The 16241-nt window shown below is 72.4% G+C and carries 16 protein-coding genes; 9 read left to right on the top strand and 7 right to left on the bottom strand.

The features are described from left to right. Positions 1-254 precede the first annotated feature (254 nt). Together B5D66_RS06815 and B5D66_RS06810 are read right to left on the bottom strand one after the other, a co-directional pair. Positions 255-1382 (bottom strand): zinc-dependent alcohol dehydrogenase, encoded by a 1128-nt coding sequence (locus B5D66_RS06815; RefSeq protein WP_078760776.1) that lies wholly within the window; start codon positions 1380-1382, stop codon positions 255-257. After that, positions 1376-2359 carry a Gfo/Idh/MocA family protein gene (locus B5D66_RS06810; RefSeq protein WP_200813551.1) on the bottom strand — a complete coding sequence of 328 codons (984 nt, stop codon included), beginning with the start codon at positions 2357-2359 and terminating at the stop codon, positions 1376-1378. The genes B5D66_RS06815 and B5D66_RS06810 overlap by 7 nt, the downstream gene beginning before the upstream one ends. Before the next feature lie 189 nt (positions 2360-2548). Between B5D66_RS06810 and B5D66_RS06805 the strand changes: the two genes are divergently transcribed. Both B5D66_RS06805 and B5D66_RS06800 read left to right on the top strand, forming a co-directional pair. Further along, the gene (locus B5D66_RS06805; protein WP_078760775.1) at positions 2549-3535 is read left to right on the top strand and encodes a glucosyl-3-phosphoglycerate synthase; all 987 of its coding nucleotides are present in this window, start codon (positions 2549-2551) and stop codon (positions 3533-3535) included. After that, positions 3532-4686 carry a glycosyltransferase gene (locus B5D66_RS06800; protein ID WP_200813550.1) on the top strand — a complete coding sequence of 385 codons (1155 nt, stop codon included), beginning with the start codon at positions 3532-3534 and terminating at the stop codon, positions 4684-4686. The genes B5D66_RS06805 and B5D66_RS06800 overlap by 4 nt, the downstream gene beginning before the upstream one ends. A gap of 31 nt (positions 4687-4717) precedes the next feature. Here B5D66_RS06800 and B5D66_RS06795 read toward each other — a convergent pair whose 3' ends face one another. After that, positions 4718-6220, bottom strand: a complete 1503-nt coding sequence (locus B5D66_RS06795; protein WP_078760774.1) for a sodium:solute symporter family protein — start codon at positions 6218-6220, stop codon at positions 4718-4720. Continuing rightward, entirely contained in the window at positions 6217-6522 is a 306-nt protein-coding gene (locus B5D66_RS06790) for a DUF3311 domain-containing protein (protein WP_078760773.1), read from the bottom strand. Before B5D66_RS06790 ends, B5D66_RS06795 begins: the two co-directional genes overlap by 4 nt. Before the next feature lie 243 nt (positions 6523-6765). Here B5D66_RS06790 and B5D66_RS06785 point away from each other — a divergent pair, with 243 nt between their 5' ends. Together B5D66_RS06785 and B5D66_RS06780 are read left to right on the top strand one after the other, a co-directional pair. Further along, entirely contained in the window at positions 6766-8019 is a 1254-nt protein-coding gene (locus tag B5D66_RS06785) for an AGE family epimerase/isomerase (protein WP_078760772.1), read from the top strand. A 61-nt stretch (positions 8020-8080) separates the two neighbouring features. Next, on the top strand, positions 8081-8608 hold the full coding sequence (locus tag B5D66_RS06780) for a GNAT family N-acetyltransferase (protein WP_078760771.1): 528 nt from the start codon (positions 8081-8083) through the stop codon (positions 8606-8608). 135 nt (positions 8609-8743) lie between these two features. On the opposite strand, the gene wrbA is transcribed toward B5D66_RS06780, so the two are convergent. Together wrbA and B5D66_RS06770 are read right to left on the bottom strand one after the other, a co-directional pair. Continuing rightward, on the bottom strand, positions 8744-9358 hold the full coding sequence (wrbA, locus tag B5D66_RS06775; protein ID WP_078760770.1) for an NAD(P)H:quinone oxidoreductase: 615 nt from the start codon (positions 9356-9358) through the stop codon (positions 8744-8746). A 338-nt stretch (positions 9359-9696) separates the two neighbouring features. Then, positions 9697-9945 (bottom strand): hypothetical protein, encoded by a 249-nt coding sequence (locus B5D66_RS06770; RefSeq protein ID WP_078760769.1) that lies wholly within the window; start codon positions 9943-9945, stop codon positions 9697-9699. Between the two features lie 226 nt (positions 9946-10171). Between B5D66_RS06770 and B5D66_RS06765 the strand changes: the two genes are divergently transcribed. From B5D66_RS06765 to B5D66_RS06755, 3 genes are all read left to right on the top strand, one after another. Next, complete coding sequence (locus tag B5D66_RS06765) at positions 10172-11263, top strand: Zn-dependent alcohol dehydrogenase (protein WP_078760768.1); 1092 nt, start codon at positions 10172-10174, stop codon at positions 11261-11263. A 96-nt stretch (positions 11264-11359) separates the two neighbouring features. Further along, positions 11360-13084, top strand: a complete 1725-nt coding sequence (locus tag B5D66_RS06760) for a class I adenylate-forming enzyme family protein (protein ID WP_078760767.1) — start codon at positions 11360-11362, stop codon at positions 13082-13084. A 317-nt stretch (positions 13085-13401) separates the two neighbouring features. After that, on the top strand, positions 13402-14037 hold the full coding sequence (locus B5D66_RS06755) for a flavin reductase family protein (RefSeq protein ID WP_200813549.1): 636 nt from the start codon (positions 13402-13404) through the stop codon (positions 14035-14037). 32 nt (positions 14038-14069) lie between these two features. Here the strand turns inward: B5D66_RS06755 and B5D66_RS06750 are convergent, their stop codons facing one another. Next, positions 14070-14306: a hypothetical protein gene (locus tag B5D66_RS06750; protein WP_144390002.1), complete on the bottom strand. Its 237-nt coding sequence runs from the start codon at positions 14304-14306 to the stop codon at positions 14070-14072. Positions 14307-14806: 500 nt separating this feature from the next. On the opposite strand from B5D66_RS06750, the gene B5D66_RS06745 reads away from it, so the two are divergent. Together B5D66_RS06745 and B5D66_RS06740 are read left to right on the top strand one after the other, a co-directional pair. Next, positions 14807-15835 carry a methyltransferase gene (locus tag B5D66_RS06745; protein WP_078760764.1) on the top strand — a complete coding sequence of 343 codons (1029 nt, stop codon included), beginning with the start codon at positions 14807-14809 and terminating at the stop codon, positions 15833-15835. Positions 15836-15997: 162 nt separating this feature from the next. After that, on the top strand, positions 15998-16213 hold the full coding sequence (locus B5D66_RS06740) for an EF-hand domain-containing protein (protein WP_078760763.1): 216 nt from the start codon (positions 15998-16000) through the stop codon (positions 16211-16213). Positions 16214-16241: the final 28 nt, after the last annotated feature.

Raw genomic sequence — 16241 nt, 5'->3', positions numbered from 1 at the left:
CATAGCGAGGGGCGGGCATATCCGCTCGTTTGAGCGGACAACCGTTGCCTCTTCGTTGCCTTCCCGTGCCCTGCCGTCGCACCATGCGACCCCGCATCGACGCAACGCGACCACCAGCGAGGACACCATGGGGACCGGACGGCCCGCCCGTGGGAGCGGGACAACGGGGGAGTGTCGCGCCTGGGGGACGCGAGCACGAGGGAGACCTTAGGGAAGGGGTATGACGAACACGGACCGTCCGGGCGTACGTCGCGTTACCGGTAGGACCGTGAGCCGGCGGACGGTCCTCCCCCGTCGACGGTGAACACGGCCTGGACGACGTGTCGCCGCCGCTCGGCGACGTCGGCCATGAGCGCGGGCGCCTCCTCCAACGGGACCAGGTCGGTGACCAGCCGCTCGCGCACGTCGGCGCCACGCGCGCGCAACAGGTCGATCGTCTCCGCCGACAGGCGCTCACGGTCCCACAGGTGGGCCAGGCCACGCGGCACCCGGCCGATCTGGGCGCAACGGATCCCCAGCCCGTTGTGGTGGAACTCCTCGCCCAGGCACACCTCCGCCGCGTTGTCGGTGTAGAAGGCCAGGTCGATGACGCTGCCCTGGGGGCGCAGCGCGCGCAGCGCCACGGCCAGCGCCCGGGACCGTCCGCGGCACTGGAAGACGACGTCGGCCCCGTGGTCGCCGGGGCCGTGCCGCCACCGCTCTTTCAACGCCCGTCCGACGTCGACCTCGTCGGGGTCCATGGCCTCCAGCCCGAGGCCCCGACACGTCGCTCGCCGTGACGGCGTCGGGTCGACCACCACCACCTCGGCCGCGCCGTGGTGCGCGGCGAAGAGGGCGGTGAGCACCCCCACCACCCCCGCGCCGACCACCGCCACCTTGCGTCCGCGCACCCCGTCCCCCAGGGAACGGACGTCGCCGCCGTGCACGTCGGCGGCGGCGTGCAACAGGCCGTTGGCGCAGATGGGGCCCATGTGCGCGACGTAGATCCCGAGGAGGGGGTCGAGGTCCTCGGGCAGTCGGACGAAACGGTCGGCGCGCGGGTCGGCGGTGTAGTCGGTGCGGTGGCCGTAGGTCATCGCCACGAGCCATCCCGGTCGGACGGCCGCGGAGCGCGCCTCCGTCACCCGACCGACCTGCATGTAGCCGAGTTTGCGGACCGGATAGCCGCCGCCGTTCGGCTCTCCGGTGAACAACCCCAGGGCCGCGTCCCAGCCGGTGAGCACCGCGGGGTTGGTCCCCTTGACGAAGGTCAGCTCCGTTCCCGCGGACAGCCCGCTGTACAGGGTCTCCACCCGAAACCCTCCCTCGGGCAACGGGGTGTGCGGCTCCTCGACGAACTCGACCCGGCCGGGCTCCAGCGCCCACAGCGCGCGCGTCACCACAGCGCCCCCTCCTCCACCGCCACACGACGTCCGGTCACCGCCGAGCGCGCGATCGCGCAGGCCACACGGTGGGTGCGCAGCGCGTCGGCGTAGTCGGTGCGCACGTCGTCGTCGAGGCCGCGCACGGCGTCGACGAAGGCGCGGTCGATGCGTGTCTTGGCCAGTCCCTCGTCCTCGACCACATCGGGGGCGGCCCCCGTGTGGACGCGCAGCCACGACTCCGACAGCTCCATCGCCAGCCCCTCGGCGTAGACCTCCAGGCCGGCCCGGTGCTTCCAGGCCAGCAGACAGGTGGCGGCGAGGTTCCCCACGGCCCCGTTCTGGAATTCCAGGTTGGCGATCGTCGCCGCGGCGACGTCGGAGTCGGGCGCGCCGCCGGCGCGGGTCCGCGACTCCAGCGCGTGCACCTCGGCGACCTCGCCGGCCAACAGCCGGGCGAGGTCGATGACGTGGGCGGCCTGCTCGACGACCTGGCCGCCCGATCCGTCCAGCCGGGACCACCAGGCCACGGGCGGGACCTTGTCCAGCCAGTGGCCCAACAGCATCCGGACCTCACGGCCGGCCATCAGCTCACGGGCCCGCTCGGCCACCCGCAGGTAGCGCCACTGGTGGCCCACCGCGGTGAGCGTGCCGGCGGCGGCCACCCGCCGGGCGATCTCCTCGGCGACCGCCAGGTCGATCGCGATCGGCTTCTCGACGAACATCGGCAGCCCCGCCTCGATGACGGCGTGCTCGGGTGGGCCGTGCGCGAACGGCGGCACGCACACATAGACGGCGTCCAACGCCTCGGACTCCAGCATGGCCACGTGGTCCCGATAGGCGCGGGCACCATGGCGGCCCGCCAGCGCGGCGGCCCGCTCGCCGTCGGGGTCGGCGACGGCCGCGATCCGGGCATCGCCGAACCCGCTGAGCACATCGGCGTGACGGGCCGCGACACCACCCGCGCCGATGATCCCGATGTCACAGGTCTCCTTCACCCCGGGCCACCTGCCTCACGCCGTCCCAAGCAAACCTCGTTTCCCATGTTCAAAATGGCCTGACCAGGGCAGTTGCCCCGGGCATGTCATGACATCCGATCCGAAATCCACCAACATCCTTCGTCCTGGGCCCACTGGTTCGCGCGGCAGGACAGCGCCGCGCGCCGTGACCGTGAGGAGACGCATTCGATGTGGCCATCGGAGACCGCCGCGTGGTTCGCGCGGCGCACCAGCTCGGCGCGGGACTGGCCCGCGCCCGACGCCCTCGCCGCCAAGGGGGACAGCCGGATCAGCGTGGTGTTGCCGGCCCGTGACGAGGCCGAGACCATCGGCGGAATCGTCCGCTCCATCCGCGAGTCCCTGATGGACCAGTTCCCGTTGGTCGACGAACTGGTGGTGATCGACTCGCGCTCCAGCGACGACACCGCGCTGGTCGCGACGTCGGCGGGCGCGCTGGTGGTCGCCCAGGACGAGATCCTGGCCGATCTGCCGCCTCTATGGGGCAAGGGGGAGGCGCTGTGGAAGTCCCTGGCCGTCACGAGCGGGGACGTGATCGTGTTCATCGACTCCGACATCCGCAACTTCGCCCCGCACTTCGTGACCGGGCTGCTCGGCCCGATCCTGGCCGATCCCACCGTCTCCTACGTCAAGGCCTGCTACGACCGGCCGCTCACCGAACACGGCACGGTGTCCCCGTGCGAGGGGGGCCGCGTCACCGAGATACTGGCCCGCCCCCTGATCAACATGTGCTGGCCGGAGCTGTCGGGGATACTGCAACCCCTGGCCGGCGAGTACGCGGGCCGGCGTTCGCTCCTGGAGAACGTCCCGTTCGTGTGCGGGTACGGCGTGGAGATCGGCCTGCTCATCGACATCGTCAACCTGGTGGGGCTGGACGGGATCGCCCAGGTCGACCTCGGGGTGCGCGAACACGCCAACCAGTCCTCCGCCGCCCTGGGCCGCATGTCCGGCCAGATCCTCGACACCGTGTGGACGCGGCTGTACCGGCGGGGACTGATCACCCGCCAGGAGCCCCCCTCGACCGAACTGGCCCAGTTCACCAGGACCGCGGTCGGCTACCGGCCCAACCACCACGACATCCGCGTCACCGAGCGTCCCCCCATGGCCGACGTGCTGGCGACCCGGCCCTCATCGCTCGCCCCCGAGGGGGAGCTGTGAGGGACCTCACCGTCCTGGTGAACGCGGGTCCCTGGTTGCCCGTCCCACCGCGCGGCTACGGCGGCATCGAGAATGTGATCGCGACGCTGGTGCCGGAGCTGCGCGCGCGGGGGGTGCGGGTGCTCCTGGCCGGGGTCGCGTCCTCGAGGCTGTCCGCCGAGGAGCACGTGACCGTGTTCGACGACGGGATGTTCGGCCACATCCAAAGTCCCTACAACCGCACGATGGGGATCCCCCACGCCCACCTTCAGGGGGTGCTGCGACGGCTCGGGCGTGGCGGCGTCGACCTGGTGCACGACCACATGGAGGTCACCGGACTGGCGACGCTCAACGCGGCGGGAGGGGCGGTGCCCCCGGTCCTGCACACACTCCACTGGGACCTGCGCAAACACCCGCACTTCTACGGCTCCTTCCAGGGCAACGGGCGGGTGTTCGTCAACGGCGTGTCGGAGTCGCAGCTGCGGCGGGCGCCACGGGCGCTGCGCGCGCACAGCGTGGGCCACGTCCACCTGGCCACCCCGCTCGCCGTCGACGCCGACCGGCGGCCCGCCCCCGCCAAGGGGGAGCACGTCGTGCTGCTCGGCCGTATCACCGAGGTCAAGGGTGTCCACGTCGCCGCGCGCGTCTGCCGGCGGCTCGGGATACCGCTGATCCTGGCCGGCCCGGTCAACGGCATCGAGACCGAGGAGGAGCTGGGCGCGGCGCTGGACGACCCCGCCCACCCACGGCACGACGCCCCGGACGTGCGCTACTACGCCGAGCAGGTGCGTCCCCACGTCGACGGCGACCTGGTGCGCTGGATCGGCACCGTCGAGGGGGAGGAGCGCGACACGTTGTTGGCCACGGCGCGGGCCGCGCTCTTCCCGATCCTGTGGGCCGAGCCCGGCGGGACCGCCGTGGTGGAGGCGCTCTCGTGCGGCGCGCCGGTCGTCGGGTTCGCCCGGGGCTGCCTGCCCGAGCTGGTCCACCACGGCCGCACCGGCCTCCTCTGCGAGGACGAGGAGGAGTTCACCGAACTGCTGCGGCGCGTCGACGAGATCGATCCGGCCGAGTGCCGCAAGGAGGCCGCGCTGCGCTTCACCCCCGGCACGATGGCCGAACGCTACATCGAGCTCTACGACCGCGTCCTGTCCCGCGCCGCGCGCGCCTGAGCGGGGCCGGACCGGGCCTGCCGGTCCGGCCTCACCTCGCTCCGCCGGTTCCCGCCGTGGCCGCATCCCGCGCTCGGGAGGCGGGACGGGACAGCGACACCGCCACGTTGACCGCCAGGTTGACCGCGAGCGCGATGATCCCGCCGTTGACCCCGTACAACGGGTCGTTGCCCGTGGCCCACAGGCCGAGCATGACCGCGATTCCGCCCAGCAGCCCGGCCATCGCCCCTTTTCCGGTCATCCGCGGCCACAGCAGGGCCACCAAGACGACCGGGACGAGCTGGGCCAGCCCCTGGTAGGACAGGACCGACAGTTGCACCAGGGCGCTGGGGTAGAAGAGACTGCCCAGCAGGGCGACCACACCGGCCGCCAGGCAGACCACCTGGGAAAGACGCTTGTCGCGCACGTCACGGGTCTCGTCGCGCCGCGGGCGCGGCCGGGCGCGCGGATCGGCGCCGTTGCCGCCGCCCAGGATCGTGCGCCCCCACAGGGTGCCGATGGCGAGCATGAACACGCTCATCGGAACGATCGCCGACAGTGCCGCGGCCACCCCGACCAGCGCCACCACCGGCGCCGGCAACGAGTCGGTGACCAGGGTGAACAGGGCGAGATCGGCCTGCTCCAGGGTGGGGACGACGAACAGGGCCGCGGCGCCGATCATCATGGGGATGAACAGCAACAGCTGGTACCAGGGCAGCAGCACGGAGTTGCGCCGCAGCGCGTTGGGGTCCTTGGCGCTGAGATAGCCGGCGACCGTCGTGGGAAAGACCGTGATGGTCACCGCGTTGAGCAGGACGGTGCTGACGAACCACGCGGCGCCGCGACCGCCGGACTCGTGACCGGGGAACGTCAGCCACTCCGGCCGCTCCTCGATCATCCGGCGCATCAGCTCCCCCGGCCCGTCGAAGTAGTGCAGCGGGATGTAGACCGCCAGGAACACCACGACCGCGATGACGAGCACATCCTTGAGCACGCTCACCCACGCCGAGCCGCGCAGCCCCGACACCAGCACGAACGTCTCGGCGACGACGAACGACACGACCGCGGCCACGCCCAGGTCGATCGCGCCGTAGCTCATCGCGTTGACCACCGCGCCCATTCCCTGGATCTGCAACTGGACGTAGGGGACGATGAACACCGTCGCGGTGAGCGCCACCACGACGCCGATGCGGCGCGAGCGGAAACGGTGCTCGGCCATGTCGGCGATGGAGACCAGGTCATGGCGGGCCGCGTAGGTCCACAGCAGCGGCCCCACGATGTAGGCCACGGCCAGCCCCACGGTCAGGTAGGCCACCAGGTACAGGATCGGCACGCCGTAGGAGAAGGTCCACCCGGCCGCGCCCAGGAACGAGAAGCTGGTGTAGGACTCCCCCGCCATCAGCAGCCAGATGAACAGCACCCCCAGGCCACGGCCCGAGACCGACCACTCGGCCAGTCCCTTGTCCCGGCCGCGCGCGCTGAACAGCCCGATCGCCACCGTCGCCCCCATCGCCAGGGCGAAGATCGTGGTGGCGACGATCGCCGGCGTGCTCACCTGACCCTCCTCCCGTGGGCCGGCGCGTCGTCGGCGGGCACCGGTTCCGGCGCGCCGGCCCGGTAGATCGGGTCCAGTCGGGCGACGAGCCAGATGACGAGCGGGCTGATCACCGTCGCGGCGACCATCCACAGCAGCAGGAACGGCATCCCCAGGATCACGGGCTCGATCCGGTTGGCCACGAACGGCGCGAGACAGTAGAGCACCGCGGGAACCAGTAGGAGCCACAGCGCGTGACGGCGTGGCCGCGTCGGGGACGTGTCGGGCGGCACCGCCCCGGTGCCACGCTGGGATCGGGTCATGGGAACGCTTTCCAAAGAGTCACGGACGGGGCCGGGGAGGAGCTGCGGGGGCAGGGCGCATGGAGGGGCCGGCGGGAACCGCCGTCTCACCCCTCGGTGTGCTCCGCTCGGTCAGCGGCGCGCACCGGGACGCGATGGCCGCGTTGAAGCGTACTGCCCGGCGGGCGGCGGCTCGTCCCTGGAGCACCGGGAGGTCACTGGGTAGGGTCACCCCGACAGCCACGACGAACGGAGCAGCGCGCCATGAACCGCCCTTGGACCTCCCTGCCCGCGCACCGGACATGGCTGGCGGCGCACGCCCGCCGGCAGGCCTCCTTCGCCTCGGCCGCCGAGCATCCCACCAGCGGGTTCGCCTGGCTGGACGACCAGGGGCGGCCCGACCCGAAGCAGGGGGTCCACACCTGGATCACCTGCCGGATGACCCACGTCTTCGCGCTGGAGCACCTGCGGGGGATCCCCGGAGCCGGCCCGCTGGCCGACCACGGGGTGCGGGCGCTCAGCGTTCCCCGAGGCGGGGAGGACGCCGGCGACACGGGGCTGCGCGACACGGTGCACGACGGCTGGTACGGCTCGCTCTCCGCCGACGGCGCGCCCGGCGACACCCGCAAGTCCGCCTACGAGCACGCCTTCGTGCTGCTGGCGGCCTCCAGCGCGGCGACGGCCGGCCGGCCCGGCGCCCGGGAACTGCTCGACGACGCGATCTCCGTGGTCGAACGGTACTTCTGGGACGCCGGCGAGGAGAGGTGCGCGGAGAGCTGGGACCGCGCCTGGAGCGTCCCCGAGGACTACCGCGGCGCGAACAGCAACATGCACATGGTGGAGGCGTTCCTCGCCGTCGGCGCGGCCACCGGTGACCCGGTGTGGGCCGAACGCGCGCTGGGCATCGCCCGCTTCTTCGTCCACGAGATCGCCGCGGAGCGGGACTGGCGGCTGCCTGAACACTACTCGGCCGGCTGGGAGCCGCTGCCCGACTACAACTCCGATCAGCGCGCGCACCCCTTCCGCCCCTACGGGGTGACGGTGGGCCACATGCTGGAGTGGGCGCGGCTGCTGGTGCACCTGGAGACGGCGCTGCCCACCCCGCCTTCCTGGCTGCTCCACGACGCCGAGGCCATGTTCGAGGCCGCAGTGCGTCGCGGCTGGTCCGTGGACGGCGGCGAGGGGTTCGTCTACACGCTCGACTGGAACGACCGTCCCGTGGTGCGCGAACGCATGCACTGGGTCATCGCCGAGGCGATCGCGGCGGCCGCCGTCCTCCACGCGCGCACCGGGGAACGGCGCTACGAGGACTGGTACCGCACCTGGTGGGACCTTGCCGACCGGCGTTTCGCCGACCGCTCCGCGGGCGCCTGGCGGCACGAACTCGACCCTGAGGGCCGCCCCTCGGCCACCGTCTGGAGTGGGCGACCCGACATCTATCACGCCTACCAGGCGGCGCTCCTCCCCTTGGCCCCGATTCGATCGAGCCTCGCCGCGGGCTTGGCCAAAGGCGAATGAGATCCGAAGGAAATTCGGCTTGCCATAGGAATCCGGCACACCGCTGGCTAGCATGCGGAATATGACGCCACCTCTGCGCACCGAGCGACTGCTGATCCAGGACTGGAGGGTGGAGGACGCCGAAGCGGCGTTCGCCGTCTACGGCTCCGAGGAGGTCTCCCGCTGGTTGACACCGCTCATGCGCCCCGTGGGCGACGTGGGCGCGATGCGCTCGGTGCTGGAGGCCTGGGTGGAGGCGCAGCCCAACCTGGTGCCGCCGGCCGGGCGCTGGGCGATCCTGCGTCGCGACGACGCGACGGTGATCGGCGGCCTGTCGATACGGCTGCTGCCCCCCTTCGAGGAGGACTTCGAGCTGAGCTGGCAGCTGCGCCCGGACGCCTGGGGGCACGGCTACGCGAGCGAGGCCGGCCGGGAGATGGCGCGTTGGGCCTTCTCCCAGGGGGTCGAGGAGCTGTTCGCGGTCGCCCGCCCGGCCAACACCCGCGCCATCGCGACCGCGCGGCGTATCGGCATGGAGTGGGTGGGCGAGACCGACAAGTACTACGGTCTGCGCCTACAGGCGTTTCGCATCCGCCCCTCCGACCTGTGATCCCGCCCGCCGTTCCCGGCCACGGGCGGGGACGGCGGACACGACGGTCGAAGGGGTGCCGTGTCCTGGGACACGGCACCCCTCGCCCCTCCCCCGGGTCTGCGGCGTCCGCCGCCGCGGGAGGACCCTCGCGTCCTAGAGGTCGCCGGCCTTGAGGGCGCGGGCGACGCGCACGACGCGCTTGGCCTGGACCTGCGCGGCGGTGCGGGTGGTCTCGTCGACCGGGTTGTTGCCCTGGGCGTCGACGTGGGAGGTGCCGTAGGGGTTGCCGTCGACGAACTTGGAGCCGTCGGTGTAGCCGGGCGGCACGATGATGCCACCGAAGTGGTAGAAGGTGTTGCTCAGCGCGAGCAGCGTGGACTCCTGGCCGCCGTGGGCGGTGGCGGAGGAGGTGAAGCCGCTGTAGACCTTGTCGGCGAGCTGCCCCTGGGCCCACTGCGGGCCGAGCGTGTCGATGAACTGCTTGAGCTGGGAGGCGATGTTGCCGTACCGGGTCGGCGAGCCGAAGATCACCGCGTCGGCCCACACGACGTCGTCGGCGGTGGCCTCGGGGACGTCCTTGGTGGCCTCGACGTTGGCGGCCCAGGCCGGGTTGCTCTCGATGGCGGCGGCCGGCGCGAGCTCGGCGGCCTTGCGCAGGCGGACCTCGGCGCCCTCCTTCTCCGCGGTCTCGACGATCTCGCGGGCGATCTCGTAGCCGACACCGGTGGAGGAGTAGTAGATGACGCTGAGCTTGACGTTCTCGCTCATGGTGAGTCCTTTCAGACGTTCGCGCCGTAGCGCTTCCCGCACCCAACCTAGTTGAAATTTCAACTAATGCGACAGAGGTTCATGCGTGCGTTCCGTCACCACGCCCGGGTGGGACTTTCTTTCCGGGAAGATAATACATAGGCATGAAAACGTCGAATCCCGGGCTCCCCCGGACCGGCGGAGCCCAAGACCTCAGTCGCGCAACGCCCGGACCAGCTCCTCAGGCCGTTCCACGGTGAGGGTGACACCTCGATGGCGGACCAGTCCCAGCGGTTCGATACCGCGCACGGGAACACGCAGCAGCAGACAGACACCGCGTTCGGCGTTGCCGCCCAGCGTCAGCCCCCGTCCAGCAGCGACATCCGCGCGCCGATCACCCGCCGCCACCGATAGGGGCCACCGAGCCGCACCCCGGTGATGTTGCGGCGGGGCGTGCGCACCCGCCACGGACCGAAACGCACCTCCAGCGCGCGCCCGCCGACCGCCACCCAGGCCGTCTCCGGGCGGACGCCGAACAGCCGCAGCACACGCGCCGCGCGCGGGTCGAAGCGGAACCCGGATCGGCGCGGCGCGCCCACGGCGCTCACCGCCCGCCTCCCGCCGCTTCCTCTGCCGCCTTCCTCCCCATGCCCCCTCCTCCCCCCGGCCTCCCGGGATGTCGGGCCGGCCGCCGCCCGCGCCGATCATCCTCATGCGTCTCGGCCCGCCGATGTCTGGACCGGGGTCCGCAGGACGGCCCCTCCTGGCCAACCGACCAGTCGGTCTTATAGGGTCGGGCTCATCTGCGGACCACGGACACCCAGGGAGAGTTCCATGCCCACCACCGTCGAGGCGGCCGTTTTCTCCGAGATCGGCGCGCCGCCGCGGATCGGCGAAATCCTCCTGCCCGACCCGGGCCCCGGCCGGGTCAAGGTCCGCCTGGCCGCGGCCGGGGTGTGCCACTCCGACCTCTCCCTGGCCGAGGGCAGGCTGGCCCAGCCCTTCCCCGCCGTCCTGGGACACGAGGGAGCCGGAACGGTGATCGCGGTCGGTCCCGATGTGACCGACGTGCAGGTCGGGCAGCGCGTGGTGCTGAACTGGGCGCCCCCCTGCCGCTCCTGCTGGTTCTGCCACAACGGTGAGCCCTACCTGTGCGAGCGTTCCGGCGACGCCGCCCACTCCCCCTACGCCAGCCTGCCCGACGGCACCGCCCTGCACGCCGGCCTGGGCACCGCCGCGTTCGCGCAGGAGACCGTGGTCCCCACCAGCGCGGTGGTCCCCCTGCCCGACGGCATCCAACCGCACAACGCGGCCCTGCTCGGCTGCGCGGTGCTCACCGGCGTCGGGGCCGTCACCAACTCCGCGCGGGTGCGCCCCGGCCAGTCCGTCGCCGTGATCGGCCTGGGCGGTGTCGGGCTCGCCGTACTCCAGGGGGCCCGTCTGGCCGGCGCCGACCCCATCATCGCCGTGGACGTCTCCCCCGCCAAAGAGGAGCTGGCGACACGGCTGGGCGCCACCCACTTCCGCCTCGCCGGCGACGGGCTGAGCCGGGAGATCCGCGGGCTCACCGGCGGACGGGGCGTCGACCACGCCTTCGAGGTCGTCGGATCGGCCGCCGCGATCCGCCAGGCGTGGAGCGCGACCCGGCGCGGGGGGAGCACCACCGTCGTCGGGGTGGGCGCCAAGGACGACCGGCTGAGCTTCAACGCCCTGGAGCTGTTCCACTTCGCCCGCACCCTGCGCGGCTGCGTGTACGGCTCCGCCGACCCCGCCACCGACATCCCCGAACTCGCCCGCCACGTCCACGACGGCGCGATCGACCTGGCCGCCATGGTGACCGACGAGATCACGCTCGCGGAACTCCCCGACGCCTTCCACCGGATGCTGGAGGGCAAGGGGGGCCGCTCCCTCATCCGCTTCGAGTGACCCCGGGGGCGGCCCGGGGCCGCGGCGCCGCACGGCCGCCCTCCGGACATCCGGCCGGACGCGCCGGCGTCCGGCCCCGAACGACCTGGAGCAGCCATGTCACAGTCGTCGCTCCCCCCTCCCCCGCGGTCGCTGGCCTCGGTCACCGCGCAGCTCCTCACCACCGGCACCCCCTTCGAGACAGAGCGCGTAGAGATCGGGGGCGTGCCCACCCGCGTCTGGAAAAAGGCCCCGCCGCACCTGCGGGCGATCCTTGAGACCAGCCTCGAGCACGGCGATCGCCCCGCGCTCGTCCTCGACGAACAGCGCATCTCCCACACCGAGTACTACCGGCGCGCCGCCGCCCTGGCCCACCGCCTGGTCACCGACCACGGGGTGGCCAAGGGGGACCGCGTCGCGATCGCCATGCGCAACAGGCCCGAGTGGGTCGTCTCCTTCTTCGCCGCGGCGAGCATCGGCGCGATCGTGGTCCCCCTCAACGCCTGGTGGGTGGGCCGCGAACTGGAGTTCGGCCTACGCGACAGCGGCGCGAAGGTGCTCATCGCCGACGGCGAGCGGCTGGACCGCCTCGCCGACCTGTCGACGCCCCCGGCCACCATCGCCGTGGACGTGGGGCGTCGCCTTCCCCCTGGTGCCCGGACATGGGAGCAGACGCTCGGACACCCCGCCCCGGACGTGCGGCTGCCAGAGGTGGAGCTGCACCCGGACGACCCGGTGACGATCTTCTACACCTCGGGCACCACGGGGCTGCCCAAGGGCGCGCTGGGGTCGCACCGCAACCTGGTCTCCAACATCGTCTCCGGCGCCTACGCGCGCGCCCGGGCCCTCATGCGCGCCGGGGTGGACCTCGACGACGTCCTCACCCTGGCCGAGCAGCTGCCGCCACCGGTGATCCTGTGCGCGGTCCCCCTGTTCCACGCCACCGGGGCGCAGAGCGTCATGCTGCCCACCCTGTTCACCGGCGGGACGCTGGTACTGGTCCACAAATGGGACGCCGACGCCGCCCCCGCCCTGATCGAACGCGAGCGCGTCACCGGCATGACCGGTGTGCCCACGATGCTCACGCAGCTGCTGGCCTCCCCCCGGCTCGCCGAGCACGACGTCTCCAGCCTCGTCATGCTCAACAGCGGGGGCGCGCCCGCCGCACCCGCCATCGTCTCGCGCGCTCGGGCGAGCCTGCACGACCTCCTCCTCGGAGTGGGCTACGGACTGACCGAGTGCTCGGCGATCGCCACGTCCAACATGGGACCGGACTATCTACTGCGCCCCGACAGCGTCGGCGCCCCCGTCGCCGTGGTCGACGTGCGCGTCAGCGGGCCCGATGGGACCGAACTCCCCCCGGGCGAGGTGGGCGAGGTGTGGCTGCGCGGCCCGGGCGTCGTGCACGGTTACTGGAAACGCCCCGAAGCCACCGCCCAGGCCATCACCGACGGCTGGCTGCGCACCGGAGACCTGGGCCGGCTGGACGAGGAGGGCTTCCTCTACATCGTCGACCGGGCCAAGGACATGATCATCCGAGGCGGTGAGAACGTCTACTGCGCCGAGGTGGAGGCGGCCATCCACGAACACCCGGCCGTGGCCGAGGTGGCGGTGGTGGGCGTGCCCCACGACGTCCTGGGCGAGGAGGTGGGCGCGCTGGTGCGGGTGCTGCCCGGGGTGCCCCTGGACGTCGATGACCTCCGCGCCCACCTGCGCGAACGGATCGCGGCGTTCAAGATCCCCACGCACATCACCCTGACCACCGGGGAACTGCCCCGCAACGCGGCCGGCAAGCTGCTGAAGAAACAGGTGCGCGACCGCCTGCGGCCACGGTCCGGCTGAGGCGCCCGGGAGCACCCCGGCGGAAGGCGGCGCGTTCGGGACCGGAGGCGGGGCGCTCGCGCCGGGCGGCGCCCACGGCCGCTGCGACGCCTGCTCCCGGCCCGGAAAGGGCGGGACGGCCCTCGGCCTCCCGGCCCGGTCCCCGAATGCCTCGGGAAAGATCCCACGCCCTCTGCGGGGATCTGGGACCGCGCGCCCGGGTGGTGGGTGCCCCGAAGCCGCCGGGCCGGCGCGGGCCGCGTCGGCCAACGGTGGCCTCGCTACGCACGGAAACCGTTCGGCGCGGGCCGAACGGTGCGAGGGGCAGCATGGCGGTCATGCGAAACGGAACCTCCGCGCCCATCGCCCCCGCAACCCCGGACTTCGCGACGGTGAAGCCGTCCGTGCTGTACTTCGGATCGCTGGTGAGCCTGCTCTCGACGCTCAACCCCGATGGAGGAGCGAACCTCGCCCCGAACTCCTCGATGTGGGCCCTGGGGCACACCCTGGTCATCGGGTTGGGCGAGGGCGGTCAGACGCTGGAGAACCTGCGTCGAGGGGGAGAGCTGGTGGTGAACCTTCCCGAGGCCGACCAGTGGCCGAGCGTGGAACGGCTGGCGCCGCTGACCGGCGCCCTCCCGGTTCCCCCGGAGAAGGCAGGCGTCTACCGACACGAACGCGACAAGTTCGGCGCCGCGGGCCTCACCGCTCTCGCGTCCGAGCGCGTCGCCCCACCTCGGGTCGCCGAGTACCCGGTCCACCTGGAGGCGGTGGCGCGGCAGATCGCCCCGGCCGCCGCGGGCGGCTTCGCCATGGTGGAGGCCGAGGTGCTCCACGTCCACGTTCGCCCCGACCTCAGCGTGCCCGGCAGCGACCACGTCGACGTGGGGGCCTGGCATCCGCTGTTCTACGTGTTCCGACACTTCATCGCCGCGGGCACGGACCTGGGCCGCGACTTCCGCGCCGAGCGGTGACCAGGCGGTCCGGGCCCGGCGACGCTCTTCGATCAGGCCAGCGGGTCGGGCGCGCGCCAGGTCCCCGCCGGGATCGTCTCGGCGGCCGGCCATTGGACGACCTGCCCCGCCTGGTCATAGCGGACCTGGTAGAGGTAGCTCCCGTCATTGCTGCGCAGCACTCCCACGATGTGGCCCACCCCGTGGACGTAGGCCCGCGGGTTGGTCTCGCTGAAGTGGTGCACACGGGTGTGCTCCGGGTAGGGATGGGACAGGACCGAATACGACACTGCAGCGCCCCCTGGTCTGCTCGCAGCCGATGGACGGCCCCACCTTAACCCCCCGCCCGGACGTCTGTGGGACCAGGACCTGGCGATGGCGGCCCGCGGTCGGCCGGGGAAGGCCCCGACCAGGGCGGGTGGCGGAATGTCCGACGTCGCGCCGCCGGACCGTCATCCCCGCCCGGGGCCACCCCTGCACGGGCCGTCCCCCCGGAACCGCCAGAGCGGGGATATCGAGCCGTCAACGCCCTGGAGAGCGCCGATCCGGCCGCCGCCGCGGCTTCACCACCGGGCCGGTTTCGGCCATCGCGGGATCACGGTCCCCGGCGCCGAAGCCGTCCCTCTCCAGCTCACGACCTGGGGCGTCGTCCGCCACCGGGCACCGTGCCCTGAGCCACGCGGTGATCCCCGTCACTTCCGCTCCACGAAGCACGCGATCCCGTCCCGGATCACCCCCGCGATAACGGGCATGGATACCCACGACACCGTGACGCGGCAGGAGACCGGTAATGCGCGGAGAGGACCACCCGGCCGAGGAGAAACTGTTCCACCTGCTCACCGCCCCATGGATCACCGAAGCGGTCCACGCCTCGATACGGTTGGGCGTCTTCGAGGAACTGGCCGGCGGGCCTCGAAGCGCCGCCGACCTCGCCCTGGCGACCGGATCCGACCCCGCGGCGATCGCGCGCCTGCTACGGCTGTTGGGCGCGGCCGGGTTGCTGACCGAAGACGGCCACACCGCCGCTCTGACGAGCGCGGGACGGCTGCTCACCACCGGACACGAACGGTCGCTGCTGCCCCTGGCGCGCTTCTACGACGACGCCTGCACCCGGGAACCCTGGCGGAGGCTGGAGCACTCCCTGCGCACCGGGGAACCCTCGTTCGAGCGCGTCTTCGGCAGCACCGTCTATGAGCACTTGGCGAGCGCCCCACAACAGTTGGCGTTGTTCTCCGACGCGATGGCCGTGGGCGGCCTCCCGGCACGCGACCTCGCGCACTTCTACGACTTCTCGCCGGTCCGCCACGTCACCGACGTCGGAGGCGGCGACGGGAGCCTGCTCTCGGCGATCCTGGCGGCCCATCCCCACCTGGGCGGCAGACTGGTCGAACTGCCCGAGGTCGCAGAACGCGCGCGCCGCCTCCTCGCCGGCCCGGTCCGGGAAGGACGTTGCGAGTTGACCCCCGGCGACTTCTTCGCCCCCCTTCCCCCCGGCTCCGACGTCTACGTGCTGTGCCGGGTCCTGCACAACTGGAACGACGAGGAGTGCGTGCGGATCCTGCGCAACTGCCGCGAGGCCATGGCCGAGGACGGCCGGCTGCTGATCGTCGAGCGCGTCATCGGCTCTGACCCGGGCGACCTGCTGCCGCTTCTGTTCGACCTGCACATGATGGTGGTCATGGGGGGTTGCGAACGCAGCGAGGCGCAATACGCCGCGCTGCTCGGCGCGGCAGGGCTGGACCTGCGCGGTTCCGTCCGACTCTCCCTGGGACTGTGCGCGTTGGTGGCCGCGCCGTTGGGCCACAAGCCTGCGTCGTAGCGGAGGCGGGCGCGCCCGGGGCGTCCCCGCCGGCGGGCGGGCTCGGCCCGGAAGGCCCTCTGGAAGAGGCCGGCGCGAACACGTCGCCGGGCGCGCGGCGCGCTATCGTACCGATCGGCCGGTGATGGCCACCGGACGGCTGTCCTCAGGGAGCGTGGCATCGTGGCGGGCACGGACGAATACGCGGCGACGTTCGACCTCGTCGACTCCGACGACGACGGGCGCATCTCCGCGGCGGAGCTCAAACGGCTCATGGAGGTCCTCGGCGAGGCGATCACCGACGAACGCGCCGAGCGCGCCGTCCGCGACATGGACGGAGACGGGGACGGGCGCATCTCCCTGGAGGAGTTCGCCGCCTTCATGTCGGGCGGGCGTTGATGGAACGGCCCCCCTCCGCGGCGGCATG

This window comes from Marinactinospora thermotolerans DSM 45154, assembly GCF_900167435.1.
Lineage (GTDB): Bacteria > Actinomycetota > Actinomycetes > Streptosporangiales > Streptosporangiaceae > Marinactinospora > Marinactinospora thermotolerans.
Note: the sequence above shows the minus strand (reverse complement) of the source record. Positions and strands in the feature narration are given on the sequence as shown.